The sequence below is a fragment of the Streptomyces sp. NPDC056144 genome (assembly GCF_042264145.1).
Taxonomy (GTDB): Bacteria; Actinomycetota; Actinomycetes; order Streptomycetales; family Streptomycetaceae; genus Streptomyces.
The window spans coordinates 1,030,230-1,057,050 of sequence record NZ_JBHJVF010000001.1 but is presented as its reverse complement, the minus strand read 5'-3'; the positions used below and the strand labels follow the sequence as shown (position 1 = coordinate 1,057,050).

Annotated in this window: 25 protein-coding genes and 3 pseudogenes; 8 read left to right on the top strand and 20 right to left on the bottom strand. The window is 72.1% G+C overall.

Annotation, left to right across the window (positions count from 1 at the left end; genetic code table 11):
- Positions 1-18: 18 nt before the first annotated feature.
- From ACFC0Z_RS04420 to ACFC0Z_RS04390, 7 genes and pseudogenes are all read right to left on the bottom strand, one after another.
- Positions 19-747 (bottom strand): zf-HC2 domain-containing protein, encoded by a 729-nt coding sequence (locus ACFC0Z_RS04420; protein ID WP_376432599.1) that lies wholly within the window; start codon positions 745-747, stop codon positions 19-21.
- Entirely contained in the window at positions 744-1,322 is a 579-nt protein-coding gene (locus ACFC0Z_RS04415) for a sigma-70 family RNA polymerase sigma factor (RefSeq protein ID WP_017237292.1), read from the bottom strand. The genes ACFC0Z_RS04420 and ACFC0Z_RS04415 overlap by 4 nt, the downstream gene beginning before the upstream one ends.
- A gap of 83 nt (positions 1,323-1,405) precedes the next feature.
- A complete protein-coding gene (locus ACFC0Z_RS04410; RefSeq protein ID WP_356842491.1) occupies positions 1,406-2,401 on the bottom strand; it encodes a DUF1996 domain-containing protein in 996 nt (331 codons plus the stop codon).
- Between the two features lie 128 nt (positions 2,402-2,529).
- Positions 2,530-2,949 (bottom strand): annotated as a pseudogene (locus tag ACFC0Z_RS04405) (calcium-binding protein); the annotation flags it as partial.
- 27 nt (positions 2,950-2,976) lie between these two features.
- Positions 2,977-3,274 (bottom strand): annotated as a pseudogene (locus ACFC0Z_RS04400) (transposase); the annotation flags it as partial.
- A 307-nt stretch (positions 3,275-3,581) separates the two neighbouring features.
- Positions 3,582-3,932, bottom strand: a complete 351-nt coding sequence (locus ACFC0Z_RS04395) for a transposase (protein ID WP_356842495.1) — start codon at positions 3,930-3,932, stop codon at positions 3,582-3,584.
- A gap of 19 nt (positions 3,933-3,951) precedes the next feature.
- Positions 3,952-4,122: a transposase gene (locus tag ACFC0Z_RS04390; protein ID WP_376433453.1), complete on the bottom strand. Its 171-nt coding sequence runs from the start codon at positions 4,120-4,122 to the stop codon at positions 3,952-3,954.
- Between the two features lie 432 nt (positions 4,123-4,554).
- On the opposite strand from ACFC0Z_RS04390, the gene ACFC0Z_RS04385 reads away from it, so the two are divergent.
- From ACFC0Z_RS04385 to ACFC0Z_RS04360, 6 genes and pseudogenes are all read left to right on the top strand, one after another.
- Positions 4,555-4,917, top strand: coding sequence for an RNaseH domain-containing protein (locus ACFC0Z_RS04385; protein WP_376433451.1), 363 nt, complete (start codon positions 4,555-4,557; stop codon positions 4,915-4,917).
- A gap of 1,353 nt (positions 4,918-6,270) precedes the next feature.
- Positions 6,271-7,005 (top strand): two-component system response regulator CseB, encoded by a 735-nt coding sequence (cseB, locus tag ACFC0Z_RS04380; RefSeq protein WP_376432596.1) that lies wholly within the window; start codon positions 6,271-6,273, stop codon positions 7,003-7,005.
- On the top strand, positions 7,002-8,261 hold the full coding sequence (locus ACFC0Z_RS04375; protein WP_376432594.1) for an ATP-binding protein: 1,260 nt from the start codon (positions 7,002-7,004) through the stop codon (positions 8,259-8,261). Before cseB ends, ACFC0Z_RS04375 begins: the two co-directional genes overlap by 4 nt.
- 493 nt (positions 8,262-8,754) lie before the next feature.
- A complete protein-coding gene (locus ACFC0Z_RS04370) occupies positions 8,755-9,708 on the top strand; it encodes a D-alanyl-D-alanine carboxypeptidase family protein (RefSeq protein WP_376432592.1) in 954 nt (317 codons plus the stop codon).
- Positions 9,705-10,793: an endonuclease/exonuclease/phosphatase family protein gene (locus ACFC0Z_RS04365; RefSeq protein ID WP_376432590.1), complete on the top strand. Its 1,089-nt coding sequence runs from the start codon at positions 9,705-9,707 to the stop codon at positions 10,791-10,793. Before ACFC0Z_RS04370 ends, ACFC0Z_RS04365 begins: the two co-directional genes overlap by 4 nt.
- 366 nt (positions 10,794-11,159) lie before the next feature.
- Positions 11,160-11,460 (top strand): annotated as a pseudogene (locus ACFC0Z_RS04360) (IS5/IS1182 family transposase); the annotation flags it as partial.
- A gap of 13 nt (positions 11,461-11,473) precedes the next feature.
- On the opposite strand, the gene ACFC0Z_RS04355 reads toward ACFC0Z_RS04360, so the two are convergent.
- From ACFC0Z_RS04355 to ACFC0Z_RS04295, 13 genes are read right to left on the bottom strand one after another with little or no spacing between them, the layout of a single operon-like run.
- Positions 11,474-12,277: a hypothetical protein gene (locus tag ACFC0Z_RS04355; protein ID WP_376432588.1), complete on the bottom strand. Its 804-nt coding sequence runs from the start codon at positions 12,275-12,277 to the stop codon at positions 11,474-11,476.
- A gap of 46 nt (positions 12,278-12,323) precedes the next feature.
- Positions 12,324-12,866: a nuclear transport factor 2 family protein gene (locus ACFC0Z_RS04350; RefSeq protein ID WP_073902106.1), complete on the bottom strand. Its 543-nt coding sequence runs from the start codon at positions 12,864-12,866 to the stop codon at positions 12,324-12,326.
- 26 nt (positions 12,867-12,892) lie between these two features.
- Positions 12,893-13,678 carry a hypothetical protein gene (locus tag ACFC0Z_RS04345; protein WP_376432586.1) on the bottom strand — a complete coding sequence of 262 codons (786 nt, stop codon included), beginning with the start codon at positions 13,676-13,678 and terminating at the stop codon, positions 12,893-12,895.
- Positions 13,675-14,193 carry a hypothetical protein gene (locus ACFC0Z_RS04340; protein WP_376432584.1) on the bottom strand — a complete coding sequence of 173 codons (519 nt, stop codon included), beginning with the start codon at positions 14,191-14,193 and terminating at the stop codon, positions 13,675-13,677. The genes ACFC0Z_RS04345 and ACFC0Z_RS04340 overlap by 4 nt, the downstream gene beginning before the upstream one ends.
- Positions 14,190-15,464 (bottom strand): MCE family protein, encoded by a 1,275-nt coding sequence (locus tag ACFC0Z_RS04335; protein WP_376432582.1) that lies wholly within the window; start codon positions 15,462-15,464, stop codon positions 14,190-14,192. Before ACFC0Z_RS04335 ends, ACFC0Z_RS04340 begins: the two co-directional genes overlap by 4 nt.
- Positions 15,461-16,672 carry an MCE family protein gene (locus ACFC0Z_RS04330; RefSeq protein WP_376432580.1) on the bottom strand — a complete coding sequence of 404 codons (1,212 nt, stop codon included), beginning with the start codon at positions 16,670-16,672 and terminating at the stop codon, positions 15,461-15,463. The genes ACFC0Z_RS04335 and ACFC0Z_RS04330 overlap by 4 nt, the downstream gene beginning before the upstream one ends.
- A complete protein-coding gene (locus tag ACFC0Z_RS04325; protein ID WP_376433450.1) occupies positions 16,669-17,766 on the bottom strand; it encodes an MCE family protein in 1,098 nt (365 codons plus the stop codon). The genes ACFC0Z_RS04330 and ACFC0Z_RS04325 overlap by 4 nt, the downstream gene beginning before the upstream one ends.
- Positions 17,766-18,812, bottom strand: coding sequence for an MCE family protein (locus tag ACFC0Z_RS04320; RefSeq protein ID WP_376432577.1), 1,047 nt, complete (start codon positions 18,810-18,812; stop codon positions 17,766-17,768). Before ACFC0Z_RS04320 ends, ACFC0Z_RS04325 begins: the two co-directional genes overlap by 1 nt.
- Positions 18,809-19,864, bottom strand: coding sequence for an MCE family protein (locus ACFC0Z_RS04315; RefSeq protein ID WP_376432575.1), 1,056 nt, complete (start codon positions 19,862-19,864; stop codon positions 18,809-18,811). The genes ACFC0Z_RS04320 and ACFC0Z_RS04315 overlap by 4 nt, the downstream gene beginning before the upstream one ends.
- A complete protein-coding gene (locus ACFC0Z_RS04310; protein WP_376432573.1) occupies positions 19,861-21,114 on the bottom strand; it encodes an MCE family protein in 1,254 nt (417 codons plus the stop codon). The genes ACFC0Z_RS04315 and ACFC0Z_RS04310 overlap by 4 nt, the downstream gene beginning before the upstream one ends.
- A 1-nt stretch (position 21,115) precedes the next feature.
- Positions 21,116-21,922 carry an ABC transporter permease gene (locus ACFC0Z_RS04305; RefSeq protein ID WP_073902099.1) on the bottom strand — a complete coding sequence of 269 codons (807 nt, stop codon included), beginning with the start codon at positions 21,920-21,922 and terminating at the stop codon, positions 21,116-21,118.
- A 5-nt stretch (positions 21,923-21,927) separates the two neighbouring features.
- Positions 21,928-22,692 carry an ABC transporter permease gene (locus ACFC0Z_RS04300; RefSeq protein WP_030316734.1) on the bottom strand — a complete coding sequence of 255 codons (765 nt, stop codon included), beginning with the start codon at positions 22,690-22,692 and terminating at the stop codon, positions 21,928-21,930.
- On the bottom strand, positions 22,689-23,702 hold the full coding sequence (locus ACFC0Z_RS04295) for an ABC transporter ATP-binding protein (protein ID WP_376432571.1): 1,014 nt from the start codon (positions 23,700-23,702) through the stop codon (positions 22,689-22,691). Before ACFC0Z_RS04295 ends, ACFC0Z_RS04300 begins: the two co-directional genes overlap by 4 nt.
- A gap of 579 nt (positions 23,703-24,281) precedes the next feature.
- Here ACFC0Z_RS04295 and ACFC0Z_RS04290 point away from each other — a divergent pair.
- On the top strand, positions 24,282-24,917 hold the full coding sequence (locus tag ACFC0Z_RS04290; RefSeq protein WP_376432569.1) for a hypothetical protein: 636 nt from the start codon (positions 24,282-24,284) through the stop codon (positions 24,915-24,917).
- 129 nt (positions 24,918-25,046) lie between these two features.
- On the top strand, positions 25,047-26,744 hold the full coding sequence (locus ACFC0Z_RS04285) for a DUF6801 domain-containing protein (RefSeq protein ID WP_376432567.1): 1,698 nt from the start codon (positions 25,047-25,049) through the stop codon (positions 26,742-26,744).
- The last annotated feature ends 77 nt before the right edge of the window (positions 26,745-26,821 follow it).

Below are 26,821 nucleotides of genomic sequence, written 5' to 3'. Positions count from 1 at the left end.
CGCGGTGCGGATGGTGCTCTACACGGGCACGGAGACGAACCGCTTGCCCGACTCGTTCTCGACGACCACCGCGGCCACGTCCGCCGGAGCGACCGCCGCCGAGCCGTCGAGCGCGGCACCCTTGCCCTCTCCTTCACGGGCTCCGGCTCCCACGACCCAGCTGCCGGCCGTCGTCCGGCTCCCGTCACGGCCCACTACGACCAGCGTGCAGCGCTCCCCCTCCGGCAGCCCGGTCACCGCCGCGCGGACGCGGACCCAGCCGGCCGCCGGAGTCACCCGTACCGTCATCCGGGCACCGCTGGACGCGTCCGTCGCCGACGCGACCCGCGTACCCGGGACCGGCACCGAGGGCGACACGGCAGCCGAGGGGACGGGTGACGGGGGCAGAGCGATGGGCGCGCCGGAGCCCGGGAGGGCCGTGCCGGCCCAGAACACACCGGCGAGCACGGCCGCCGCCGCCAGACCCGTCAAGGCCTGGCGGCGGCGCCGCACACCCGCGCGCTCGGCGCGCATCTGCCGCAGAGTCCGCTGCAGCAGCAGATCGCCCCCTTCAGGGGGGCCGTCCACGAACGCCTCCGGCGGTACCTCGCCCAGCGCCGCCTCCATCTCGCGCAGCGCGTCCACCTCCTCGCGGCAGGGCTCGCACCCGGCCGTGTGGGCTTCCACGCGCCAGGCATCGGCGTCGTCGAGGACACCGAGCACGTACGGACCGAGCAGGACCTCCTCCTCGTGGCGCTGCCGGTTCATGCGACCACCTCCTTGAGTCCGGCGGGCTGCTGCGGCACGCTCGTCCGGTTTCCTTCTCTGAACGTCTCGCGCAGCGCCTTGAGCGCGTAGTGCGAGCGCGACTTCACCGTGCCCGCCGGTATGCCGAGGGTGTCGGCCGCCTCCGCGACGCTCCGCTCGCGGTAGTACAACTCCGTCAGCACATCCCTGTGTTCGGGCGTCAGCCGGTCCAGTGCGCCGAGGACCGTCATCGTGTCGACGACGGAATCGGCGTGGTCCTCCTCCACCGGGGGCGTCGCGGGCGACTCCGCGACCTCGGCAGGCCGCGCGGCCTTCGCCCGGTAGCGGTCGGTGATGATGTTGCGGGCCACCGTCAGCAGCCAGCCGCGTACCGATCCCTTCCCGTTGACGAGGGCGTCCGTATGCCGCCACGCACGGATGAGGGTTTCCTGCACCACGTCCTCGGCGGTGGCCCGATCGCCCGTCAGCCGCGTCGCGTAGGCGAGCAACGCACCCCCGTGCTCCTCGTACACCGACCTGATCAACACCTCATCACCCGAGCCACGCCCGCCGCGGGGCCACAGTGGTCCTGCCATCACACCCACTCCGTCTCTCCGTCGCCTGCGTCCCGCCCAACACGCAACCCGGGGGCACCTGGTTCATATGACCCGCGTCACACTCACTTCCGGCAATGGCGACCCGTGTTGAGGCAGTCGACGACCTCCGCCATCCGCGCGTCCGTCATCACGTTCACGAACATGCCGTGATCGGTCTTCGGGCTGTGCCGTTGCTCGGGGAAGGAGTCCAGCGCGATCGACACACCGACCTCGGGCGCCGCGTAGGCCAGGCGGACGGTCAGCTCGGGAACCGCGAACGTGTCCGCCGGGCAGACCCCGTTCGTCGCACGGAACACCAGGTGCGTGCGCTCGGGGCCGGCGGTGTCCAGGCCGTTCCAGCAGCTGGGGAAGACCAGGGTCCGGGTCAGCCGGTCACCCGCGGGACAGCGCGGATAGCGCGTCGTGGACCGGTCGGGGAGGCTCGCGCAGCCCCAACGCGCCCGGACGTTCTCGTCGTTGCCGGCGGTCAGCGCCACCGCGTCACCCGTGACCGCGCGCAGGAAACGCGGCATCGGGACGACCTTGCCGACCGGGTTGCCGCCGAACTCCAGGCGCACCTCGGCCGGTTCGAGGATCTGGCCCGCGTTGCCGTGCCCGGCAGCCTTCTCGTACGCGTGCTCGCCGGGCCGGTCCGTGCGGCGCAGCACCGGCCAGTAGTACGTGGAACGGTCACCCCCGCGGCAGGTGGTGGGCGCGGCTGCCAGACTCGCGTCGGTGGAGCGGGCGTTCGTGGACAGGTTGCCGACGTAGGCGTGGGTGTGGTGGGCGCCGCCGCGCAGGCCCGGCGAGATCACCAGGTTGTCCTCGTTGTAGTGCTCCTCCTCGTTGCGGCCGCAGTCGACCGTGACGGTGCCGGTCGACGCGTCCGGCCCCGGAGGCGGCGGCTCGCCCTTCGCTGCCGGTACGTCAAGGATGTCGACGAAGTCCCCCGGCGCCGCCGTGGCGGAGGCGGCCCCGTGCGGCGCACCGCCGTCGGACGCGCCGAGGATGGCCACGGTCAGCGCGGCTCCCACGACCAGGCAGACCAGCACAGCGAACCAGCGACGTTCTCTCCCCATGCCCGCCACCGTCCCCGCCGCACACCGCTGACGTCAACTGCGGCTCTGGCCGAAACCGATCCTCTGCGCGGCACAGGAGCCGTCGCCACGGGGGCGGACGGCTCCTGTGCCGAGGAACGGGCAGTGGGTCAGGGGCAGCTGATGCGGGCGTCGCCCGGGTCGGTGGTGCAGGTGTCGGTGCCGTAGCCGCCGTTGGCGGTGTCGTTGCCCGGGCCGCCGTCGATCGTGTCGTCGCCGAAAGAGCCGTCGAGGTTGTCGTTGCCGTGGCCGCCGTGGACGGTGTCGTGGCCGTAACTCGCGCGGACGGTGTCGTTGCCGCCGAGGCCGCAGATCACGTCGTTGCCGTAGCCGCCGCTCAGGGTGTCCGGGCCGCTGGTGCCAATGATCGTGTAGCCGCGGGCGTTGTTCACCGAGGTGCTCGCGGTGGCCGTGTTGTCGGAGGAGACGGGGTCCGAGGGGGTGGCCGCGACGGTTGCCATGTGGGTGAGCGTGCCGGTGGAGCGGGGCTCCACCGTGAGCGCGAGCGTCGTGCTCGTGCCCGGGGCAAGCGAACCGAGGGGAACGCCTCGCCGTATCGGCGCGTCCGGCCGTAGCCAGTGGGTGACATCCACGGCCAGGACCAGGCGCCCGTCAGCGGCCTCGGGCTGCGGCAGCCCGGCCAGCACCTGCCGCAGCCGCGGCACATCGACGTTCCCGCCGTTCAAGGCTTCGTACATCGCGCCGTGCCCGCGGCGGTGCTCGGCGGTCAGCCGTGAGGTCGACCGGTGTCTTCACCGGCCCGTCCGCACACAGCAGGGCGTCCGTCAGCTCGAACAGCGTGTCCCCGCGCACGGTAAGGGAGCCGAAGAAATCGTCCCGGAAGTGCGACGCCACCGCGGACGCTTACCGCCGGACATCGTGATGCAGCAGACTCATTCCCCCACGGCCTTCGTACTGGTCAAGTGCCTCTTTCGTCGGAGCACAGGATCAGACGAAGGCCGTGTTCACGTCCCCGGAATCCTCGTACGAGCGAGCACGTTCGGCACACCGTTCGAGGTCAGACCATAAAGAACAAGCTGAGGACGCCAGCGGGTTACTCCGCTGGGTGGCACCTGGCCGGGTGGCCGGGTGTCTTCCCGTTTCGTCGCTCCGCGCCGGACGGCCTTGCGGCCGTCCGGTCTTACCGATGCTTCACGGGCGTTTAGCGTCTCCCCCTACCAGGGGTGACGGGTGCTGCACCCGCCTGCACGGCGTGGCGGGCGATGTTCTGGGCGGCGTTGAGGTCCCGGTCATCGATACCGCAATCGAGGCAGTGGAACTTCCTGTCCGCGAGCGTAAGGCGTGAATTTTGCCATCCGCAGGCCGAGCAGGTCTTGCTGGAAGGGAACCAACGGTCGAGAACCGCGATCTTGGATCCGTACCAGATGCTCTTGTAGGTGAGCTGGCGGCGGAACTCTCCTGGGGCAGCATCGAGGACAGCCCGGTTCAGGCTGGCCTTCTGCCGCACCCTGCGGCCAGGGGCCCCGGCGGTGCCGCGAACACTCGCAGTCATCCCGGCGACGTTGAGGTCCTCAACGGCTGACGACCGCGAATCCGGTCGCGAGCCGCTTGGTCACCGCGTGCAGCGCACCCACGCACCGCACGGCAACCCCGTGGTGCAGCCGTGCGACCTTCTGCCGGGCTTTCTCACGGCGCCTCGTACCCTTCTCCGTCCGTGCGAGCCTCCGCTGAGCCTTCGCCAGGCGCTGCTCGGCGTGGGCCAGGTGACGGGGGTTCGCGACCAGGATGCTGGCCGGGGTGGCCTCCCGCTCGACCCAAGCGGCGGCGGACAGCGGACGCGGGCATCGCCCACTTGGCTCGGCTGACCCTCAGCACCGACCCACCACTCACCTCCTACTCCCATCCCGTCTGCCGTCGACCCACACCTATGTGGAGCGGGCGCGGTGCCGGGCGTCCATCTGGAGCACGCCACTGCACGAACGACCCCGGTGCCGTGTCTGCTCGGCTTGCCCTGGGTCGATAGCAGACGGGAGGGGAGTTCCCCGCCTCAACCATCCGCGGCCGGCACCCGCGCACGGAGCCCCCGCCATCCCGGAGCCTGAGCGCCCCCGCCGGAGGCACTCTCTGACCCGTACCTCGCGCACTCGCCCCGGCCACATCATGGCTCCCCACCCATCAACCCGAGCCGTCAGGCGTGCGGCCGGCGGCCGGGCCGGAGCGGGGCGAAGACAGGAGCGGCGGCCCGGACGACGCGCCGCACGCGCCGCGCCGTGGGGCGAAGTGCCAGCTCGTTACTCCCGCAGCCGTTGTGCGTTCGTACGCCTGCCCAGATCACCGTCCCTCAGCCTGGCGAGCACCAGGCGGAGGACCTCGCCGCACTGGCTGCCGCACTGTGCCATCAGTCCCTCGCCTGGGACGCCCGCATCCGTGACCCCGTCCCGCTCCACTTCGCCGGAGCAGTTGACCGGAACCGTCCTGAGTATCGCGGCCCCAGCTTCGATGCAGAGACCGAACGGCCCAGCGAGGACCCCTCTTGAAGGCTCTGCCCAGCGCTGCGTAGGCGCCGCAACGCTGAGGCGCGGATGTGGCCCGATACGAAGATCCGGGCCATACCCGGGCCAAGTATCGACCAAAGATCACCAAGACAATCCTTTTCGCTGGTCATCACAGGTGCGGGCCGTGTACCACCAGCACGCGAAGAACATATTGCAGAGTTACAGTCCCAAGAAGCTTGGGTTCTTCTAGGAATACAGAGAGACGCCTGGCCCGGGTTCCGGCCGGGCAGGCGCCTCCCGCTGGTGGTGCGGTGGAGCCGGCCCCACCGGCGAGACCGTCAGGATCGACCTACCGGAGGCGGGATGGACCGGTTCTCTGCGCCGGCTCGCGTATGACGGCGGTCGTTCCCGCTCACCGCCGCGGAGCAGTCCCGGATTCCCACCGGGTGCACAAGCCGCTCGACCCGCGCGAATCCGTCCGACCCGTTCAGTGAGGGGTGCTCGCCCCAGACCGTGATGCCCCGGACCGTGGCCTCCGGACGCCCGGGCCCGAACGGCCCACAACGCCGCCCGGCGCAGCCGGGCCTCGGCGGTGGGGCGGAGCAGTCATGGGTGACCCCGTGACGGAGATGGACGAGCGTGGCCAGGAGCCGGTCGACGAACACCAGCCGGTGCTTCGCGCCGGCTCCCACACGCCGCTGCCGCGCCCGTGAGGCCAGCTTTGCCTGTTGACGCTCATGCCATAACGGGCCCAGCTCCGCGACGAGTTCAGCAATCACTCCGGTCGACAGGCCCGCGATCCGACGGCTGCTGACAATCGCTGCACGAGTCACAGCCCCCACCACCCCACCATGATCGACCATCCGTGGGACCGACGTCTCACCGCTTACCGTGCACGAGCTCGTTAGCCGCGGACGACGGCGGCGGTCAGCCCGGACCGAACCGGACGACCCGGTCGGCTACGACCTCGCCGCCCGGCCCGCGGCCGATCACCCCGGGTGACCGGGCACCCGGTGCAGGCCGCCCACCTGTCGACGTCCAGGCCGGTGCTTCTGGTGCGGCGTCGGCCGACAGGTCGTGGAGGCCCTGCGTCGCGACGTGCGTGCGGACGGCGCGGCGAGCGCACCTTCCGACAGGGTGACGACGCCGTCGGGGCAACCGACATCGCTCGTCCGGCGACGGTGGGCTCCGGAGCGGCTGTCGCGGCGCCGGTGTCAGGCGCGCCGTCTCCGTGTCCGTACCGGCTCGGATGTGCGTCGGCCCCCGCGCGGTGGTGTATCAGACGTGTATCAGACCAGGTCGGGGGCGTGCCGACAGCCCTCCCGCGCCGCCGGGGGTGCGGGAGGGTGAGGCATGATGGAGAACCTTTCCCGTCCCGTGCCCCGAGGGATGTACATGCCTGATGCCGTGCCCGTGCCCGCGCCCGCGCCCGCGCCCGCGCCCGTGACGATCCTGCTCGTCGAGGACGACGAGGTGATCCGGCGGTCCGTCGCGATGGCCCTGGAGCGCTACGGCTACCGCGTGCTCGTCGCGGCCGACGGCCTGACCGGGCTCGAACTCTTCCGGGAGGGGCGGCACGACCTGATGCTGATCGACGTGATGCTGCCGGGCCTGGACGGCATCGGGCTGTGCCGGCGCGTCCGGGAGACGGCCACGGACCCGATCCTGATGATGTCGGCGCGCGGCGACGCCCTCGACGTGGTGTCCGGCCTGGAGGCGGGGGCCGACGACTACGTGGTGAAGCCCGTCGACACCGCCGTCCTGGTGGCGCGGATCCGTTCGCTGCTGCGCCGGGCCGCCTTCGTACGCCCGGCAGCCGAACCGGTCGGCCCCGCGGAGCCGGCCGCCCCGCTGGTCTTCGGTGACCTCTCCCTCGACCCCGCGGCCCTGGAGGTCCGCAGGGGCGGCGAGCGGATCGCGCTCGCCCCGACCGAGCTGCGGCTGCTGCTCGAATTCGCCGCGCACCCAGGAATCGTGCTGGACCGTCAGACCCTGCTGCGCGAGGTGTGGGACTACGGCTGGGACGGCGACACCCGGGTCGTCGACCTGTGCGTGCAGCGACTGCGCAAGAAGATCGGCTCCGAGCGAGTCGAGACGGTCCGGGGCTTCGGCTACAAGTGGAAGCGGTGAGCCGGGGTCCCCGGGGAGCGGTCGCGGGCCTGGTGCCGCACTCCCGCTCGCTGCGCTGGAAGATCGTCCTCCTGGTGGCGCTGGCCTGTGCCTCGATGGCGCTGACGGTCGGCGTGCTGGTGCACGACTCGGTGCTGCGGCGGTCCATGCACGAGGGCGCGGGCAGAGCCGTCACGGCCCTGGCGAAGGCCAGGGAGGAGGCCGCGGCCGCGGGTGAGGATGGCCCCCGGGCCTCCCCGGGGGAGCTTCCCGAGGCCCTGCTGCGGCAGGTCGAGCACGACGGCGAGGCCACGCTCTACGCGAACGAGCCACCGGCCCCCGTGTTCTGGGCGGCCCGGCGGGAGGGCGGGAAGTTGTACGCGGTCGAGGTCGACATGACCGCCGACCTGCTGACCCGGCAGGCCCTGGACCGTCACATGTGGAAGTACTCGCTGCTCACCCTGGGCGTCGTCGTCCCCGCCACGGCCCTGGCGACGGAACTCCCCGCCCGGCGGCTGCGCCGGGTGGCCCGCACGGCCCGCCGCATCACGGCGGGCGACCTCGACGCCCGGACGGGGACGGTCCGCGGGGGCGACGAGGTCGCCGAGATCTCAGCCGTGGTGGACTCGATGGCCGACAGCCTCCAGCAGCGGATCGACACCGAGCAGCGCTTCACCGCCGACGTCGCACACGAGCTGCGCACCCCGCTGATGGGTCTGGTCACCTCGGCGGACCTGCTGCCCGAGGGCGAGGTGACGGACATGGTCCAGAGCCGGGTGCAGGTGCTGCGGGACCTGGTGGAGGATCTCCTCGAGATCTCCCGTCTCGACGCGGGCGCCGAGACGTCCCAGCCGGGACCGGTCGACCTGGCCGCCCTCGTCCGGGACTCGGTGGCGCGGACGGGCCTCGCGGCACGGGTGACCGAACGGGAGACGGCGGTGGTCGAGTCGGACCCCCGGCGCCTGGACCGTATCGTCTCCAACCTCGTCGTCAACGCCCACCGGCACGGCGCGGGCCTGGTGGAAGTCGCCGTCGCCGGTCGGACGGTGACCGTCCGGGACCACGGCCCCGGCTTCCCGGCCGACCTGTTGTCCCACGGCCCCCAGCGGTTCCGTACGGGCACGGCCGAGCGGGGGCACGGGCACGGCCTGGGCCTGACGATCGCGTCCGGCCAGGCGAGGGTGATCGGGGCGACCCTGGACTTCGCCAACGCCCCGGACGGAGGGGCGGTCGCGACCCTGACCCTGCCCCAGGACGGGCCACCGTCCGAGGCGTGACCGCGTCCCTGGACCGCCCGCCGGCGGGTGACCCGGCCGTACCGGGACGGCCTGCCCGCCGCGGGACGCTCCCTGGCGTCCCGGGAGGTCCGCCTGTCGGGGTACGTACCGGTACGGCCCGCATGCCGACGCACGGTCCTCGACGGTCACCTGTCGGCGTACGTCCCCGCGCTTCGGACGGCCCGCCGGTGCGTGGCGCCGCCGGTCCGGGGACGGCTCCGTCCGCCGACGAGGCCGTCCCGTATCGATCGCCTTCGCCGGGACGGCCGCCCGGCGCGATGCGCACCCCCTCCGCTCTTCCGGCCGGGGCCCCGACCCGCCCCCGCCGATGCGTCGAACGCGCCGGCTGGCGCACGTCCACTCGCCGCCCCGTTGATACACGACCGATGGGTTCCCGAGCCCGGGCCGCGCTCTTCCGACCGTGGGACGGAGACCTCGTCCCCGGAGTCTTGCTGCCGTACCGATCCCGTACCGCAGCCCCTGGAGGCGGCCCGTGCCCGTTCCCCGTACCCCCCGTCACCGCCTCGTCGGCGGTGCCCTGATCCTGGCCCTGCTGACGGCCTTGGGCATCGCCGTCGCCTCCCCCTCCGGCGCTCCTCCGACGCCGGGTGACGAGCGAAGGCCGGTTTCCGACATCGGCCCGCTCCCGTGGCCGCGGGACGGCCAGAGCGCCGTCGACCTCGAAGGGACCGGTTCGCTGGGCGAGCGGGGCGGGCGGCGGCCAGTGCCGATCGCGAGCCTGACGAAGGTGATGACCGCCTACGTCATCCTGAAGGAGCACCCGCTGCGGCCTGACGAGGAAGGCCCCCTGATCGAAGTGGACCGGACGGCCGCGCACGAGGCGGGAGTCGGCGGCGAGTCGACCGTCCCCGTACGGCCTGGCGAACGCTACTCCCAGCGCCGGCTCCTGGAAATGCTCCTGATCCCCTCCGGCAACAACGTCGCCCGTCTGCTGGCCCGCTGGGACTCCGGCAGCCAGGCTGCCTTCGTGGTGAAGATGCGGCGCGCCGCCGGACGGCTCGGCATGAAGGACACGGTCTACACGGGGGCGAGCGGCATCGAGCCGACGACCACGAGCACCGCGGCCGACCAGGTGCGGCTGACGCGGGCCGCGATGGAGGACCCTGTCTTCCGGGCGGTCGTGGCCACCCGCGAGACCACCGTCCCCGGCCTCGGGACGATCACCAACACCAATCCCCTGCTGGACACCCCGGGCGTCCTCGGCGTGAAGACCGGCTCCAGCACACCGGCGGGCGGGAACCTCCTGTGGGCCTGCGAGGTGCGCGTCGGCGGTACGCCCCGGTTGCTGGTGGGCGCCGTCCTGCACCAGCGGGCGAACACCACGCCCGCCGAGGGACTCCGCGCCGCCGTCGACACCAGTCGCGGCCTGCTCACCGCCGTCCGCGACCGGCTGGCCGCCGCCGGAACGGAGGGCCGGGGACGATGACCGCGACGACACGCCCGGTCCCCGCCGCCGCACCGGACGGCACGGCGGCGGGGACCCTTCCCTCCACCGGGGCGGACGGCACGACGGTCGGCCCGGACCGCGCCCCCGGGGCCTCTGACCGCGCGGCGGACGCCGGGGCGCGCCGCCGGTGGTGGCGACGCCGCGGGGCGGCGGTCACGGGCTGCTCCGTCCTCCTCGCGGTGGGCGTCGCGGGCCACGGGCTGCTCCCCAGGCTTCCCGGACGGCTGAGCAGTCTGGCCGAGACCCTGCTGCCCTGGAGCGCGCTGGTCGTGCCCGTGCTGGTGGCCGCGGCCCTGCTGCGGCGGGCGCGGGTGGCGGCGGCGGTGGCCCTGGTGGTGCCGGCGGCGGCCTGGCTGGCGGTCTTCGGCGGAGTCCTCGCCGACAAGACGTCCCCCGGCGGGGACCTCACACTGGTCAGTCACAACGTCAACCAGGCCAACCCCGACCCCGGGGGAACCGTGCGGAGCCTGCTCGCCGCCGGGGCGGACGTACTGGCGTTGGAGGAGCTGAGCCCGGCCACGGCGCCCGCCTACGAGCAGGCCCTGGCGGAGGCCTACCCGTACCACTTCTACCAGGGCACGGTGGGCCTGTGGAGCGTCCATCCGCTGAGGGACGCGCGGGCCGTGCCGATCATGCCGTGGACGCGGGCGATGCGGGCCACGGTCGACGCGCCCGGCGGGCGGCTGGCCGTGTACGTCGCCCACCTGCCGTCCGTCCGCGTGGGCCCGGCCGGATTCACCGCCGGGGCGCGCGACGAGGCACTGGGCCTGCTGGCGGCGGAGGTACGGGCCGAGCCCGTCCGGCGCGTCGTCGTCATGGGCGACCTCAACGGCTCCACCGACGACCGCGCACTGCGGCCCCTCACCGATCGTCTCGTCTCCGCACAGGCCTCGGCGGGCGCGGGCTTCGGCTTCACCTGGCCGGCGCGCCTGCCGGCCGTCCGGATCGACCAGATCCTTCTCGGGGGCGTCCGGGCCGCTTCGGCATGGACCCTCCCCGCGACGGCCAGCGACCACCTTCCGGTAGCGGCCCGGATCCACCTTTCCCCGGACCCCGCTCCCTGATGATGAATGGATGGTCGTCGGGCGCGATGTGGGGCGAAGCGGCGACCGCCCTTGCCCTCGCTGAGCGCTGGGAGGGAGCGGACACGGCATACGACGGTGCCCTCGTCACCGACGCCGAGCCCCCAGGCGCCGCCCCTGCAGCAGCGGGAGTTCACCCGCCCCAGGGGCAGCCCTCCATTCCCGCAGCACTCGGCCGAATCCAGGTCCCGGCTCACCCGGCCGGCCACGCACCCGACCCATGGCGGTGGCCGCGGACCATGCCTCCTCGTCCAAGGCCAACCGCGCCTACCTGCGCAGACGCGGGATCCCCCTCGCTGTGTGCCAACTCGCCGCCGCCTCGCGCCATCGGTCAGAGGCCCTCTCCGTCTGACCAGCAAGATCCACCTGACCTCGGACGGCCGGGGCCGTCCGCTCGGTTTCGTCGTGACGGGCGGCGACACCAACGACTGCACCCGGTTCACCACCGTGATGGAAGCGATCCGGATGCCCCGGCTCGGACCGGGACGGCCCCGCACCCGGCCAACCGGGCCCGGCGGGGCAGCCGCGGTAGCCGCGGTAGCCGCCCGCCACCCTCGACCGCGAGGCTTACAAGCACCGCAACGTCGTGGAACGCTGCTTCAACCGCTTCAAACAGTGGCGTGGCACAGCCACCCGGTACGACAAGATGCCCCGCGGCCTGATCAGCGGCCGAAGGTGTCGATGTTCTCGACGAGCCAGCGACCGTCGCGGAGCACGACGTCCACGGCGAACATCGCACCCGCGTAGACACCCTGGTCCTTCGTCTCGGCCTCCTTGCCCTTCGACGGCTTGCCGGCCGTGCTCACGCTGCTCTGGTCGGCGTAGACCAGGACACGGGCGCGGTCGCCGTCGATCCGCTCCACGGCGCTGTCGGTGACGGAGGTGGTGATGACCGTCTTCTGCTGGGCCGCCCTGGCGAGCACAGCGCCCAGCAACGTCCGGTGCTGGGCGACGGCCTTGCCCGTGAGGAGCGTCCGGCCGGCCCGTTCGAAGGGAGCGGTGTCGGCGTGGTCGTACGAGAAGAGCGCGGAGACGGCGGCGCCCGTCTGCCCCTTGATCTCGCTGGTGCGGGCGAGATCCGTGAGGGCGGTGTTGCCACGTGCCGGGTCGTCCCGGAGCTCCACGGCCCTGCTGTACGCCCACCCGGCGAAACCGCCCAGCAGAAGCGTCAGGACGCACAGGACGACGAGGGGGACGCGCCCGGACGGATCGCCGCTCGTCCGCTCACGGCGGGTGCGCCCGTCGCCGGTGCTCCGACCGCCGGTCGTCTCGCGGACCCGCGTCTCCCCCTTCGGCTCCGCGGCCGTCTCCCGTACGGACGTGCCGGCCGGTCGTTCGCGGGTTCCCGGGTCGGGTTCCGTGAGCACCCCCGCGGGCGTACGGGGCCCGCCGCCGGGCACCTGCCGGTCGGTGAGGGCCGCCCGGCGGCGGCGCTGGCGGTTGAGGTGGTGGCGGGGCGTCGGCATCGTGCGTGTCCTTTCGGGTGCGGGCGGCTGTCGCGGTACGGCCCGGTCAGCCGACCGCCGTGCCGCCCACCGGGGCCTGCCCCAGCGCACTGAGCTTCCAGTGGCCGTCGGTGCGGGTGAGTTCGCCGAGCATGCGGCTGTCCTTGTCCGTGCTCTTGCTGTCGGGTGTCGTGACGGTGATGCGCAGGGCGACGAGCAACCGGGCCCGCCCGGCCCGGTCGTCCAGCTCGGTGACCGCCCCGGACAGCACCCGGGCGGTCGTCACCGTCCTCGCGGCCTTCACCTGGCCGGTGAACTCCTCCCTGCCCTCGACCAGTTGCTTGTGCAGTTCACCGGTCGTGGAGGACTCCCACAGGTCGAGCCCCTGCTCCACCCGCTGGTGGTCCAGGGTGTTGAGGTTCTGGACAGCCTGCTCACCGGCCGCGAGCGCCTCGTCGCGCTGCACGGCGTACGCGGCGGAGTCGTCGTGGGCGGCGGCGTACCAGTCCCGGCCCGCCCAGGCCGCGGAGGCACCCGCGGCGAGGGTGAGCACGAGGGCCACGGCCAGGGCGGGGCGGATGCCCGCCCGGGTGCGGACCGGGCGTGTCATGGGGTGCTCCCGTCTCCCGCTCATGCTCAGCGGGCCTTGATGTCGACGATCAGCCACCGGTCACCCCGGAACGTGGCGGTGACGGTGAGCTGGGCCGCTGCGGACGTGGCGGTCGCCTTGTCCTGACGGGCCTTGTCCTGGGGCGTGCCGGCCCCGCGCGGGCTGTCCCGGCGCGAGGTCTGGTCGAGGAACACGAGGAGGCGCGCGCTGTCCCCGTCGAGTTCGATCACGCCGGTGCGCACGGTCTGGGTGCTGAGGGTGATGCGCTGCTCGACCAGCTTCGCGCGGACCTGGGCGAACAGGTCCGCGTACTGGCGGGCGGCACGTCCGGCGAGAACGGTCCCGGCGGAGCGCTCGACGGCGTCGTCGCTCGCGGGCGTGTAGGAGAAGATCCGGGCGAGGCCCTCGCCCACGTCACCGCCGACGCGGGCGGTGGCCCCGGCGTCCGTGAGCGCGTGGTTGCGCGCGGAGGGCGTGGACCTGAGCTGGTGGGCGCCGTAGAAGAAGGCGCTCCCTGCGAGGAGCAGAACGGCCAAGAGCGCAGCGAGGGCGGCCTTCTGCCAGGTGGCGGGGAAGCGACGGGCGACGTCACCCTCGGGGACCTCGCCGTCGCCGCCCTCGGGAACCTCGGCGGCGGCGTCCTCGGGAACCTCGGCGTCCTCGTTCGCCGTCTCGTTCGCCGTCTCGTTCGCCGTCTCTTCAGCCGGTTCGTTCACCGCTTCGTCGGATGCCTCGGCCGCGCCGTCGTCCCCGGCCGCCGCGGCGGGCTCGGCCGACCGTGAGTTCGTGGTCCCGCGCAAGAGTCGCGTCATGTGTCGTCCTCGCTCTCCTCGGCCCCTGCGACGGGCACCGCACTCAGCGCCGCGACCCTCCAGGTGCCCTCGCCGGTGCGCGTCAGGACCGCCTCCAGACGCTTGCGGTCGGTGGACGCGGCGCTGCCCCCGCGCGGGGTGACGTCGACGCGGACGGTCGCGATGAGTTTCGCCGTACCGGCTCTCGCGTCGAGCGCGGTGAGGGCGGCCTCGGTCACCGTGGCGCGTGCCGAGGCGCCCACCGCGGGTGCGGTGCGCCCCAGTTCGGTGCGGAGCGGTCCGGTGGACGCGTCGCGCCAGGCCCGGACGCCCGCTTCGGCCCGCTCGCGGGTCGAGGCGTCGAGGGAGTTGAGGACGGTGAGACGGGCCCGGCCCTCGGCGAGAGCCGTGTCCCGCTCACGGCTGAAGGCGAGGTCCTCGTCGGTACGGGCCTGGGCGTAGGTCCAGGCCCCGGTGCCGCAGAAGCCGAGGGCGACGACGAGGGCAGCGGCGCCGAGGATCCTGCCCCGCCTCATCGGGTGCCCCGGGTGCCCAGGCCGAGGAGGCCGGCCATGTCCGTCGGCCCGCCGTCCTGGCCGGGCAGCGCGAGCGCCCCGGGCAGTGCCTGCCGGGTGTCCCCCGTGCTGCGCGCGCTGCCCGAGGGCAGCGAGCCGGGCCGGGCCGGTACGGGGACGGGGCCGCCCTTCGGCGCGTTCGCCGAGCCGCGGACGTTGACCCCGGCCGCGGCGGAGCCCGTGCAGGCGGCGCCGGTGTTGAGGGCGGGCGCGGTGCCCAGGTCGAGGCCGTTGCGGTAGCGCGTGGCGCCGTACCCCGAGGTGCAGGGCAGGGGCTTGAAGAAGGTGACGGCCATGCCGAAGTTCATGCGGCCCCCTTCGACGGCGGTGGCTCCGGCCGAGACGGCCGCGGGGTACTTCACGAACAGTTCCTCCATGCCGCGCTGCCGGGTGACGGCGATCTCCGAGGTGGTCAGCAGGTTGGCGAGGACGACGCTCAGGCTCGGGTCGAGGTCGCGCAGGAGCCCGCTGACCTGGCCGGTCGCGTCGGGGGTGACGGCGAGGAGGCGGCGCAGGTCGGCGTCGGACCCCTTGAGAGTGGCGGCCAGGGTGCGCGCGCCGGTGGCGAAGTCCCGGATGGCGCGGCCCTCCTCGGCCTGGGTGCGCAGGACGACCTCGCCGTCGTTGATGAGCCGGGTGGTGGCCGGCAGCGACGTGTCGGCGGCCCGGACGAAGCGGCTGCCGCTGTCGAGGAGGACCTGGAGGTCGTCGCCGTGCCCCTGGAAGGCCTTGCCGAGTTCGTCGACGACCGTGCGCAGGGACTCCAGGGGTACGGAGTCGGTGAGGTCGTTCATGCTCGCCAGCACGTCGGTGACCGGTGCCGGTACCTGTGTGTCGGACTGTTCGATGCGGGCGCCGTCGGCGAGGAAGGGGCCGTCGTCGCTCTCGGGGCGCAGGTCGATGTACTGCTCGCCGACGGCGGAGAGTCCGGCGACGACGGCCCGGGCGTCGGCGGGGATGCTCGGAGCGGACTTCTTGATGCGCAGTTCGGCCACGACCCCTTCGGCGGTCAGGCCGATGTCTCCGACGCGGCCCACGGAGACGCCCCGGTAGGTGACGTCGGAGTGGGTGAACAGGCCGCCGGTGCGGGCGAGATGGACCCGCACGGTGTAGTGGTCGGCCACGCCCGCGTAGCGGCCGAGGTCGGCGTAACGGACGCCGACGAAGCCGAGGACGAGGACGGCGATGACGAGGAACGCGAGGTTCTTCAGCCGTATGGTGCGGGTGATCACCGGGTCTCGCCTCCGTCCTTGGGCGGGGTCGCCGGGGGCAGCGGCAGGGGCTGGTCGGGGCTGGGGACGCCGGTGCCGGCCCCGGTTCCCCGGCGGGCGGCCGGGCCCGGGTCGGTCGGGGCGGGCGTGGGTGCGGGTGTGGGCTCGGTCCTGGGGATCAGTGGCGGGATCACCTCGGTTCCCGGTGCGGCGGCGAGGTGCAGATAGGTGTTGAGGTAGTCGCCCTTGACGCCGCGCAGCACCTCGTCGGTGAAGGGGTAGGTGAGCAGGACCTGGAGCGAGTCGGGCAGGTCGGCACCGGCGTCCGCGAGTGCCGTGAGGGTGGGCGCGAGGGCCTTGAGGTCGGCGACCATGTCCTTCTTGCTCGCGTCGATGGTGGTGACGGCGACCCCGGACAGGGTGTCCAGGGCGCGCAGCATGGTCAGCAGGGAACCCCGCTGGTTCTCCAGGGTCCTGAGGCCTGGCGAGAGTCCGGTGAGGACCGTGTCGACGTCCTTCTTGCGGCCGGCGAGGGTGGCGGAGAGCCGGTTGATGCCGTCGAGGGCGCGGGTGATGTCGCCGCGGTGGGCGTCCATGGTGGTCACGAGGGTGTTGACCCTCCGGAGCATCGAGCGGACCTCGGGTTCGCGTCCGCGGAGCGCGGCGTTGAGTTCGCGGGTGATGGTCTTGAGCTGGTTGACGCCGCCGCCGTTGAGGAGCAGGGACAGTGCGCCGAACACCTCCTCGACCTCGGTGTTGCGGCTGGTGCGGGCGAGCGGGATGACGCTGCCGTCGGTCAGCCGTCCGCCGGTGTCCTTCGGCGGGGCGACGAGCTGGATGTACTTCTCTCCCAGGAGGCTCGACTGTTCGAGGCGGGCGCCCGCGTCGGCGGGCAGCCGGACGTCGCCGTTGATCTTCAGGGTCACGCGGGCGGACCAGGTGTCGGTCGTTCCGAGCTCGATGGCGGTGACCCGGCCGACGGCGACGTCGTTGACCTTCACCGCGGACTGCGGCACGAGGCTGAGGACGTCGTCGAGTTCGGCGGTGACCGTGTAGGGGTGGGGGCCGAGGTCGGCGCCGCCGGGCAGCGGCAGGTCCTCGATGCCGTCGAACCGGAAGGGGTTCCCCGGGGTCGCGCCGAGGACGACGGCGAGTCCGACGCCGAGCGCGACCACGCCGACGGCTCCGGCTCCGGCCGCCCGCCGGGTGGGCAGGGTGCGGCGTCTCATCGCTTCCCCTCTCCGGTGGCCGCCGAGGGAGCACCGGTCGGTGTGGAGCCGCCGGGTCCCGCCGCGCCGCCGGCTCCCGCGGATCCGCCGGCCGACGCGGAGCCGCCGGTCACCGGCAGCGGGAGCAGCGCTCCGCCCATGCTGATCTCGTTGAGGTTGGCGCGGCCGTCGAGGGTGCGGGTGTCCGTGTTGTAGGCGTTGACGACGTTGGTGGCGGCGAGCGGGGCGACGTCGAGGGCTTCGGCGAGGGAGGCGCGCTGGTCGACGAGGGTCTGGGTGAGGGGGACGAGCCGGTCGACGTTCTTCTTCAGTTCGCCGCGGTTGTCCTTGATGAACGCCTTGACCTGGACGAGGGCCTTGCCGAGTTCCTTGAGGGCCCCGGCGAGGTCGTCCTTGTTCTCCGCGAAGTAGCCGACGACCTCGTCGAGGCGTTCCTGAGCGGTGCGGACGTCGCCGTCCTTGTCCTTGAGCATGGTGGTGAAGGTCTGGAGCCGACGGAGGGTGGTGAAGAGGTCCTCGCTGCTGCCGTCGAGGGTCTTGGCGGCCTTGCCGAACTCCTTGATGGAGGTGCCGATGGACGTGCCGTTGCCCTTGAGGTTCTTCGCGCCGGTGTCGAGGAGTTCGGACAGGGCGCCGGTGGAGTTGGCTCCGTTCGGTCCGAGTGCCCGGCCGAGTTCGGTGATCGAGTCGTACAGCTGGTCGATCTCCACGGGGGTGCGGTTGCGGGCGGCGGGCAGTTCCGCGCCGTCGGCGAGGGCGGGGCCGGTGCTGTACGCGGGGGTGAGCTGCACGTACCGGTCGGCGACGATGCTCGGGGCGACGACGAGGGCCCGGGCGTCGGCGGGGACGCGGACGCCCTCGTCGAGGTGGAGCCGGACGCGTACCCGCGTGCCCTGCGGCTCCACGGACTCGACCTCTCCGACGCGTACGCCGAGGACGCGCAGGTCGGAGCCGGCGTAGATGCCGACCGTGCGGTCGAACCAGGCGGTGATCCGGGTGCCGTCGTCGTCGAGTACGCGGACGGCGACGAGACCGCAGGCGGCGAGCAGCACGAGGGCGAGCCCGGCGACGAGGGGTTTTCCGGGTCTGGTCATCATTCACCGCTCCCCTTGGCCGTCGCCTTCTGTTTCGGCGGCAGGCATCCGGTCGTGGGCTGCGAGGTCTCGGGCAGGTAGGTACGGGGCACCACGCCGCACAGGTAGCTGTCGAACCAGCGGCCGCTGCCGAGGGTGTTGCCGACGAGCCGGTAGTACGGGCCGATCAGCGCGAGGGTCTTGTCGAGCTGGCCGCTGTTCTTCTCCAGGACTCCGGTGACGCGGCTGAGGGCCTTGAGGGTGGGGCCGAGCTGCCGGTCGTTGTCGCTGACGATGCCGCCGAGTTCGGTGCCGAGCGCCCTGCTGCCCTTGAGGAGGGCGCGGATGGCGTCGCGGCGCTTCTGGAGTTCGCCGAGCAGGGAGCCGCCGTCCTCGATGAGCGTCTCGAAGCTGGACTTCTTGTTCTCGAGGGTCTTGGTGAACTTCCTGCTGTTCGCCAGGAGCCGGGCGAGTTCGGTGTCGCGCGCGGAGACGGACTTCGACAGTTCGGAGAGGCCGGTGGCGGCGTTGCGGACGTGCGGCGGTGAGTTCTTGAAGGTGTCGGAGATCGTCTCGAAGCTCTCCGCGAGCCGGGCGGTGTCGATGGCGTCGACGGTGCCGCTGAGGTCCTGGAAGGCCTGGGTGACGTCGTACGGGGAGGTGGTGCGCGACTGCGGGATGCGGGTTCCCGGGTCCTGCCGGGCGGAGCCCAGCGGGTCGAGCGCCAGGTACTTCTCGCCGAGGAGGGTCTTGATGGCGATGGCGGCGGTGGAGCGGTCGCCGACCCAGGCGTCGCCGACCTCGAACGTCACCTTGACCTTGGCTCCGTCGAGGGAGACCCCGGTGACCTTGCCGACCTTGACGCCGGCGATGCGCACCTCGTCGCCGGTGTCGAGTCCGGCGGCCTCGGAGAAGTCGGCGCTGTAGGTGGTGCCGTCGCTCACGAGGGGCAGCCGTTCCACGTTGAACGCCAGGGCGGCGACCAGGGCGAGGAGGAGCAGTCCGGCGACGGCGACGGCGACCGGGTTGCGCTCCTTGACCGGCTTGAGTCGGGGGCGGGGGCTCATCCGCGGCACCTCGGCTGGGTCACGGCGATCCCGGTCGGCGGCTTCGAGCCGTCGGAGGTTGCCACGCCGCTCACGCGCGCCTCGCAGAGGTAGAGGTTGAACCACGATCCGTACGAGGACAGCCGGGCCAGCGCGGTCATCTTGGCGGGAGTGCGGGCGAGGAAGGCCTCGATGGCGGGGGTGTGGTCGCCGAGGGTGCCGGAGAGCCGGCCGAGTTCGCGGATGTCCTTCTTGAGGGGGGCCCGAGCCTCCTGGAAGAGGCCGGCGGTCGTCGTGGTGAGGTCGCCGATGGCCTGGACCGCCTCGCCGAGGGGCTTGCGGTCGGTGTTGAAGCCGGTGACGAGTTTCTGGAGGGTGACGACGAGGTCGTCGAAGGCCGCCTCGCGGTTGTTGAGGGTGGTGAGGACGGTGTTGAGGTGGGTGACGACCTGGCCGATGACCTTGTCCTTGGCGGCGACCGTCCTGGTGAGGGATCCGATGTGGCGCAGCAGGCTGTCGACGGTGCCGCTCTCGCCCTGGAGGACCTGAACGAGTGATCCGGCGAGGTCGTTGACGTCGGCGGGCGAGAGGCCCTCGAAGAGCGGCTTGAACCCGTTGAAGAGCAGGGTCAGGTCGAGGGCGGGCGTGGTGCGGGCGAGCGGGATGGTGTCTCCTTCGCCCAGGGTCCCGGTCAGGTCGCCGCTGCCCCGGCCGAGGGAGACGTAGCGCTGCCCGACCATGTTGAGGTACTTGACGGCGGCGGTCGCCGAGCGGGGCACGGAGCGGTCCTCGCGGACCGAGAAGGTGACCTGGGCGGTGCGCCGTTCGACGACGCGTACGTCGGTCACCTCGCCGACCTTCACCCCGGCGATGCGCACGGAGTCGCCCTTGACGAGCCCGGTGACGTCGGTGAACAGCGCCTTGTACGAGCGGGTGGCGGATCCGACCCCGGTGTTGGCGATGCTGAGGCCGAGGACGGTGGTGGCCATGGCCGTGACCAGGACGAACGCGAGGGACTTCAGAAGGGTGCCGGTCAGTCCGCGGCGGCGGGTGTGGGTGGGCTGCCTGGTCATCGAAGGGTCACCTCCGCGCCGCGGAACGCCGGGCCGACGAGTGTGCTGCTCCAGTCCGGGAGGTCACCGGGTCGCTTGTTCGCCCCGGGGGCGAGGAGTTCGTTGACGAGGTCGTTCTCCTGCGGGGAGTTGGCGGGGCCGAGGCCCTGGGCGGCCGCGGCGGAGGCCCGCGCGGCGGGTGCGACCGGGAGGCCGAGGTAGGGCACGGGGTAGCAGCGGGGGCCGCCGCCGGAGCCGTACGACGGTGTGTCGCGGCCGGGGGCGTACGCGCCGCGCGAGGGCACGGTGGTGACGTCGACGTGCAGTCCCGGCTGGTTCGTTCCCTTGCCGAGGGCCTTGTCCATGGCCGGGACGAACTGGGCGAGGGTGCGCAGGGTGCAGGGGAAGGAGGGCGCGTACTCGGCGAGAAGCTCCACGGTGGGACGGCTGGTGGCGCTGAGCCGGATGATGTTGTTCTTGTTCTGGCGCAGGAAGGCGGTCAGGTCCTGGGCCGTCCGGGTCGTGGAGCCGAGGGTGCCGGCGAGGTCGGCCTCCTTCTCGGCGAGGGTGCCGCTGGTTGTGGTGAAGTCGGTGAGCGCCGTGACGATGTCCGGTGCGGCGTCGGCGTAGAGGTGGCTGACCTTCACGAGTTCTTTCAGGTCCCGGGTAAGGGCGGGCAGTTGGGGGTTGAACTTCCTGAGGTGTCCGTCGAGCCGGGTGAGGGTGTCGCCGAGCTCGTCGCCGCGTCCCTCCAAGGCCTGGGAGACGGCCGACAGGGTGGCCGAGAGCTTCTGCGGCTGGACGGCGGTGAGCAGGGGCAGCACGTTGTCGAGGACCTGCTGGAGTTCGACGGCGTTGCTCGATCGGTCCTCGGGGATGACGGCGCCGGGGCCGAGCGGGTCGGCGGTGGAGCCGCCGGGCGGTACGAGGGCGACGAACCGTTCGCCGAAGAGGGTCGTGGGCAGCATCTGGGCCCGGACGTCGGACGGCACGTGGCGGAGGGTTCCGGGGCGCATGGCGAGGGTGAGGCGGGCGCCTCCGTCGGTGGCGTCGATGGCGCGGACCTCGCCGATGACGACGCCGCGGAGTTTCACCTCGGCGCCCAGGTGCATCTCGTTGCCGACGCTGCCGGTCTCGACGACGATCGGGTCGGAGTCGGTGAACTCCTTGTCGTAGACGGCGACCGCGAGCCAGGCGAGCAGGGCGGGCACCAGGAGGAAGACCAGGCCGGCGAAGCGGCGGCGCAGGGTCTCGGCACGGGAGTCGCTCATCTCACCCCGCCACCTTCACGGTCGTGGTCGCGCCCCAGAGGGCCAGCGACAGGAAGAAGTCGGTGACGCTGATCAGGACGATGGCGTTGCGTACGGAGCGGCCGACCGCGATGCCGACGCCGGCGGGGCCGCCGGAGGCGCGGAAGCCGTAGTAGCAGTGGGCGACGATCACCATGACGCTGAAGATCAGCACTTTCAGCACCGACAGCAGGACGTCCGTCGGTGACAGGAAGAGGTTGAAGTAGTGGTCGTACGTGCCCTGGGACTGGCCGTTGAAGAGGACCGTCACATAGCGCGAGGCGAGGTAGGAGGAGAGCAGGCCGATCGCGTACAGCGGGACGATGGCGACGACGCCGGCGATGATGCGGGTGGTGACGAGGTACGGCATGGAGCGGATGCCCATGCCTTCGAGGGCGTCGACCTCCTCGTTGATGCGCATGGCGCCGAGCTGGGCGGTGAATCCGGCGCCGACGGTCGCGGAGAGGGCGAGTCCGGCGACGAGCGGGGCGATCTCGCGGGTGTTGAAGTAGGCGGAGACGAAGCCGGTGAACGCGGCGGTGCCGATCTGCTCCAGGGCGGCGTAGCCCTGGAGGCCGACGACGGTTCCGGTGAAGAGCGTCATCGCGATCATGACGCCGATGGTGCCGCCGATGACGCCCAGGCCGCCGGAGCCGAAGGCGACCTCGGCGAGCAGTCGCTGCACCTCCTTGAGGTAGCGGCGCAGCGTCCGCGGGACCCAGAGCAGGGCCTTGACGTAGAAGAGGAGCTGGTCTCCGGAGCGGTCGAGCCAGACGAACGGGGAGGCCATCGGTCTCAGCCTCCCTTCGGCGGGACGATCTGCAGGTAGATGCCCGTCAGCACCATGTTCACGAAGAACAGCAGCATGAAGGTGATGACGACGGACTGGTTCACCGCGTCGCCGACCCCCTTGGGGCCGCCGCGGGGGTTGAGTCCCCGGTAGGCGGCGACGATGCCGGCGATGAACCCGAAGATCAGGGCCTTGAGTTCGCTGATGTAGAGGTCGGGCAGCTGGGCGAGGGCCGAGAAGCTGGAGAGATAGGCGCCGGGGGTGCCGCCCTGGAGGATGATGTTGAAGAAGTAGCCGCCGAGCGTGCCGACGACGGAGACCATCCCGTTGAGCAGGACGGCGACGGCCATGGTGGCGAGGACCCGGGGGACGACCAGCCGCTGCACGGGCGAGACGCCCATGACCTCCATGGCGTCGAGCTCCTCGCGGATCTTGCGCGAGCCGAGGTCGGCGCAGATGGCGGAGCCGCCGGCGCCGGCGATCAGGAGGGCGACGATGAGGGGGCTGGCCTGCTGGATGACGGCGAGCACGCTGGCTCCGCCGGTGAACGACTGGGCCCCCAGCTGCTGGGTGAGCGAGCCGACCTGGAGGGCGATCACGGCGCCGAACGGGATGGAGACGAGAGCGGCCGGCAGGATGGTGACGCTGGCGACGAACCAGAACTGCTCGACGAACTCCCGGAACTGGAAGGGGCGTCGGAAGACGGCCCGGGTGACTTCGGCGGCGAGGGCGAAGAGCCGCCCGGTCTGCCGCAGCGCGCCGGTGATCACGAGCCGCTCCCGGTGATCCGCTTCCGCTGGGGCAGGGTGTACGCCGTGTCCCTGGCGTAGGTGTCGCGGATGGCGGCCTGGGCGGCGTGCGGCAGCCGGTCGAGCATGCCGAGGACGCGTTCGCGGCGGCGTGCGACGGCCGCGCGCGGCGGGAGGCCGGGCGAGGGTTCCAGCTGCGGGACGATGGCCCGGGGCAGGGCCGGGCGGCCTGCGGGGTGGTCCAGCTCGGCGGCGAGCAGGGCGGCGTCCTTCTCCTCCGACATGCCGATGGGGCCTTCGCGGCGGCCGGCGAGGAACTGGGTGACGACCGGTTCGTCGCTGGTGAGGAGGACCTCGCGCGGGCCGAAGGTGACGAGGTTGCGCCGGAAGAACATCCCCATGTTGTCGGGGACCGTGGCGGCGATGTCCAGGTTGTGCGTGACGATCAGCATCGTCGCGTCGATGCGCGCGTTGAGGTCGATGAGCAGCTGCGACAGATAGGCGGTGCGGACGGGGTCGAGCCCCGAGTCCGGTTCGTCGCAGAGGACGATCTGCGGGTCGAGGACCAGTGCGCGGGCCAGTCCGGCCCGTTTGCGCATGCCGCCGCTGATCTCGCCCGGCAGCTTCCCCTCCGCGCCCAGCAGGCCGACGAGGTCGATGCGCTCCATCACGATGCGCCGGATCTCGGACTCGCGCTTGCGGGTGTGCTCGCGCAGCGGGAAGGCGATGTTGTCGAAGAGGGTCATGGAGCCGAAGAGGGCGCCGTCCTGGAACATGAGGCCGAAGAGTTTCCGGGTCTCGTAGATGTCCCGTTCCGGACTGCTCACCATGTCGACGCCATTGATGAGGACGCGACCCCTCTGGGGCTTGAGCAGCCCGATGAGCGATTTCAGGAAGACCGTCTTCCCGGTGCCGGAAGGGCCGAGCATCACGCTCACCTCTCCGGCCGGCAAGGTCAGGGTCACGTCCTGCCAGATATTCTGCTTGCCGAAGGACATGGTCAGACCCTCAACGACTACTTCGATTCCCATCCCACCTCCAGCAAGCGTGCGTCGGGGGTGCGCCGCGGGCGCACGTTAAGCCGGTGCGGATCACTTGGACAAGAGGCGTGGCGCAAAATCCTTGATCCGCTCCTGTATTTGTCACCACGAAGACAAAGACCGGGTTCGACTTTGTCTGCGCGGAGACACACGAATGGGCCGACCTGCGACTTCTGGCGTCGCCACGGGAACGTTACGGCCGAGTAACCTCCCCGGGCAATACCGGATCCGGAGTTTTCGGCGAAGGGAGGGAAGCGACCGGGTGTTTATCAGCCGGGAGACAGTTCTCTTTCGACGCTTGTCACCGGGGAGAGCAATGTCGAATCCAGCCACCCCTGATCGATCACTATTGTCGACATTACGCACCGCGGAACCAAGCCCATTCCGGCCATCGCTCACCCGCTTGACAGGCAATTAGCCTTCTTCAAAGAATCATGGACAGCGGCATTGTTCAGCTAAGTTTCTCGCAAGTAACGTCAGGTTTCGCGGCCGAGAAATACCGGGCCGCCGACCGCCCCCCACCGCGGTCGCACCCTCAGCTGGTCAATCCTCAAGGAGAGTCCGGGACCCATGAAGAAGCAGATCAGGAACTTCGCCGTCGTCGCCGGGGCGGCCACCGCCGCGTTCGCCCTCGCCGCCGGCCCCGCCTCGGCCGTGCCGTCGACGGTCTGGACCGTCACCCCGTCGCCCGCCAGCTTCACCGCGACCAACAGCGGCAACGTCGTCCTGAGCGTCAACGGCATCGCCATGACGTGTACGAACTCGAAGGCCTCGGGCAGCATGGCGAGCGCCACCGGCAACCCGGCGACCGTCGCCTCCATCAGCGCCATCGCCTTCGGCGCCACCGGCGCGCCCTGCACCAGCGTCCTGGGCAACGTGACCACCGTCGCGACCACCCCGTGGACCATCGTGGCCCAGGACTACACCGCCGCGACCGGGGTCACCAAGGGCTACGTCGGCAACGTCGACGCCAAGGTGACGGTCGGCGCCTGCGTCTTCCGCGTGACGGGCAAGGCCTCCGGCACGTACACCAACTCGACGGGCAAGCTGGCCGTCAACAGCGTCTCCGGCGAGCTCACCGTCGTCTCCTCGACCAACTGCGGCTCCGCCGTCCCGGTCGGCGCCAGGCCGCTCTTCAAGGGCGACTACCTGGTCAAGGTGGCCAACACGACCACCATCCCGAAGATCGTCGGCTCCAACCCGTAGGACGTGAGTGCCCGCGTCCGCCCGGCCGGTGACCTCGGCCGGGCGGACGCGGGCCGTCCGCGACCCCGACGGCCTTCCCTTCGCGCCCGCGCACCCGACGCTCGGCGCACGATCCGAGCGGAGCACCAGATGAGAGGCCAGCGAGCCGCCCTGCGGCCCTCCAGCGCCCGGACGCGTGGCGCGGCGATCGCCGCACTCGTGGCACTCGCCCCCCTTCTCCCCGCGGCCGCCGTGGCCCTGGGCTCGCACGAGGTCGACACCCGGCTCCCCTACCTCTGCACCCTCCCCTCGGGTCCGCAGACCGCGACGGTCCGGATCAGAGCGACCGTCCCCGACCGGGCGACCGTCGGCGAGACGATCGAGCCCGCCGACGTCAGCACGACACTGGAACTCCCGGCCGCGGTCGCGGCCGAACTCACCGCCCTCGGGGCCGCGACGGTACGGGCGGAGACGACGCTCGCGGTCGGCGTGGGCCAGAACGGGGCGCGCACGGACGTCACGTGGCTCGGCACGGCCCAGCCCGCCGCCGTCCCCGCCGAAGGCCCGCTCACGCTCACCGGCACCGGCGACGTCCCCGCCCTCACGACGGACACCGCAGGCGACCTGACCCTCACCGCCGGGAACCTCGCCGTCGCCCTCGCCCCGAGCAAGGCCGACGGTGCGCCCACCGATCCGGCGTCCCTCTCCGTCAGCTGCGTCCCCGGGCCGGACGCGGAGGGCCGTACGGCGCTCGCCTCGATCCCCGTCACGCCGGGCTCCGCCGCGACCACCAGTCCCGGCACGCCGTCCACCTCTCCTGCCACTTCCCCGTCGTCCCCGCCCTCCTCCCCGTCGTCCCCGCCCTCCTCTCCCGCGTCCTCGCCCTCCTCCCCCTCCTCCCCCTCCTCCCCTTCGTCCTCGGCCGGCCCCTCCGGGCGGCCGTCGGCCCCGGCCGTCCGGGAGAGCACGGGAGGAACGACCGGAGCACCGACGGGCCCGGCGTCCGTCACGGACGCCGGCAAGGGCCCGAGGGTGGCCACCGAGAACGCGCCCGGCACCGCCGGACGCCCGAAGGCACCGCCCTGCGTCACCGAGAAGCCGACCTCCACCTCGCTCTCCGCGTACATCACCGGCTACTCCAACGTGCGCAAGCTCGACGGGGCCTCGCTCATCCCGGTGTCCTGCGTGCAGCTCGAACAGGGCGAGCCGGTGATCGACTTCCGCACGGACGGCACCCTGCACCTGCTCCAGAAGTCGGAGGGCTCCCTCCGGTACCAGGGGCGCAAGCAGACCCCGCCCTTCAGGTCCACCTTCCTGACCTTCGGCTTCGCGCCCACCACGGCGACCCTGGTGCTGGAGCAGGCGGGACCGCTGGTCGTCGAGTCGGACGTCCTCCTCGTCTTCCCCGACAACATCGCGGAGACCTACATCCGGGTCCCGCTCGTCCTGCGCGTCCTCGACGTCGAGGTCAACGGCACTCCGCTGGACGTCGGCCCCGACTGCCGCACGGTCACACCGCTCAGGTCCCCCGAGCCCCAGCCCTCCAAGTACCCCGGTGACCACCTGGTGCTGCTCGGCAAGGGCCAGCTCCTCAACGGCACCGACGCCACCGGCTACGTCCTCACCAGTGGCGGCCCGCTCACCGGCGAGGTGACGGTCCCCGCGTTCAAGGGCTGCGGCACCGGCGGCGAGAACCTCGACCGGCTCCTCACCGCCTCCATCTCGGGCCCCGGCAACCACATCCGGCAGATCCAGGGCCAGACCTGCGCGGTGGGCGTGGAGGTGCCCACCGAGGGCCAGTGCACCGCGGACCGCCAGCCGTACGTGGTCCCCAAGCCCGAGCGCTGAGTCGGAGCACCCTCGCACCCTCGCTCCACCGCTCGCCCCGCAATCGCACCGCCGCACCCCGCACCCCGCGCCCCGCA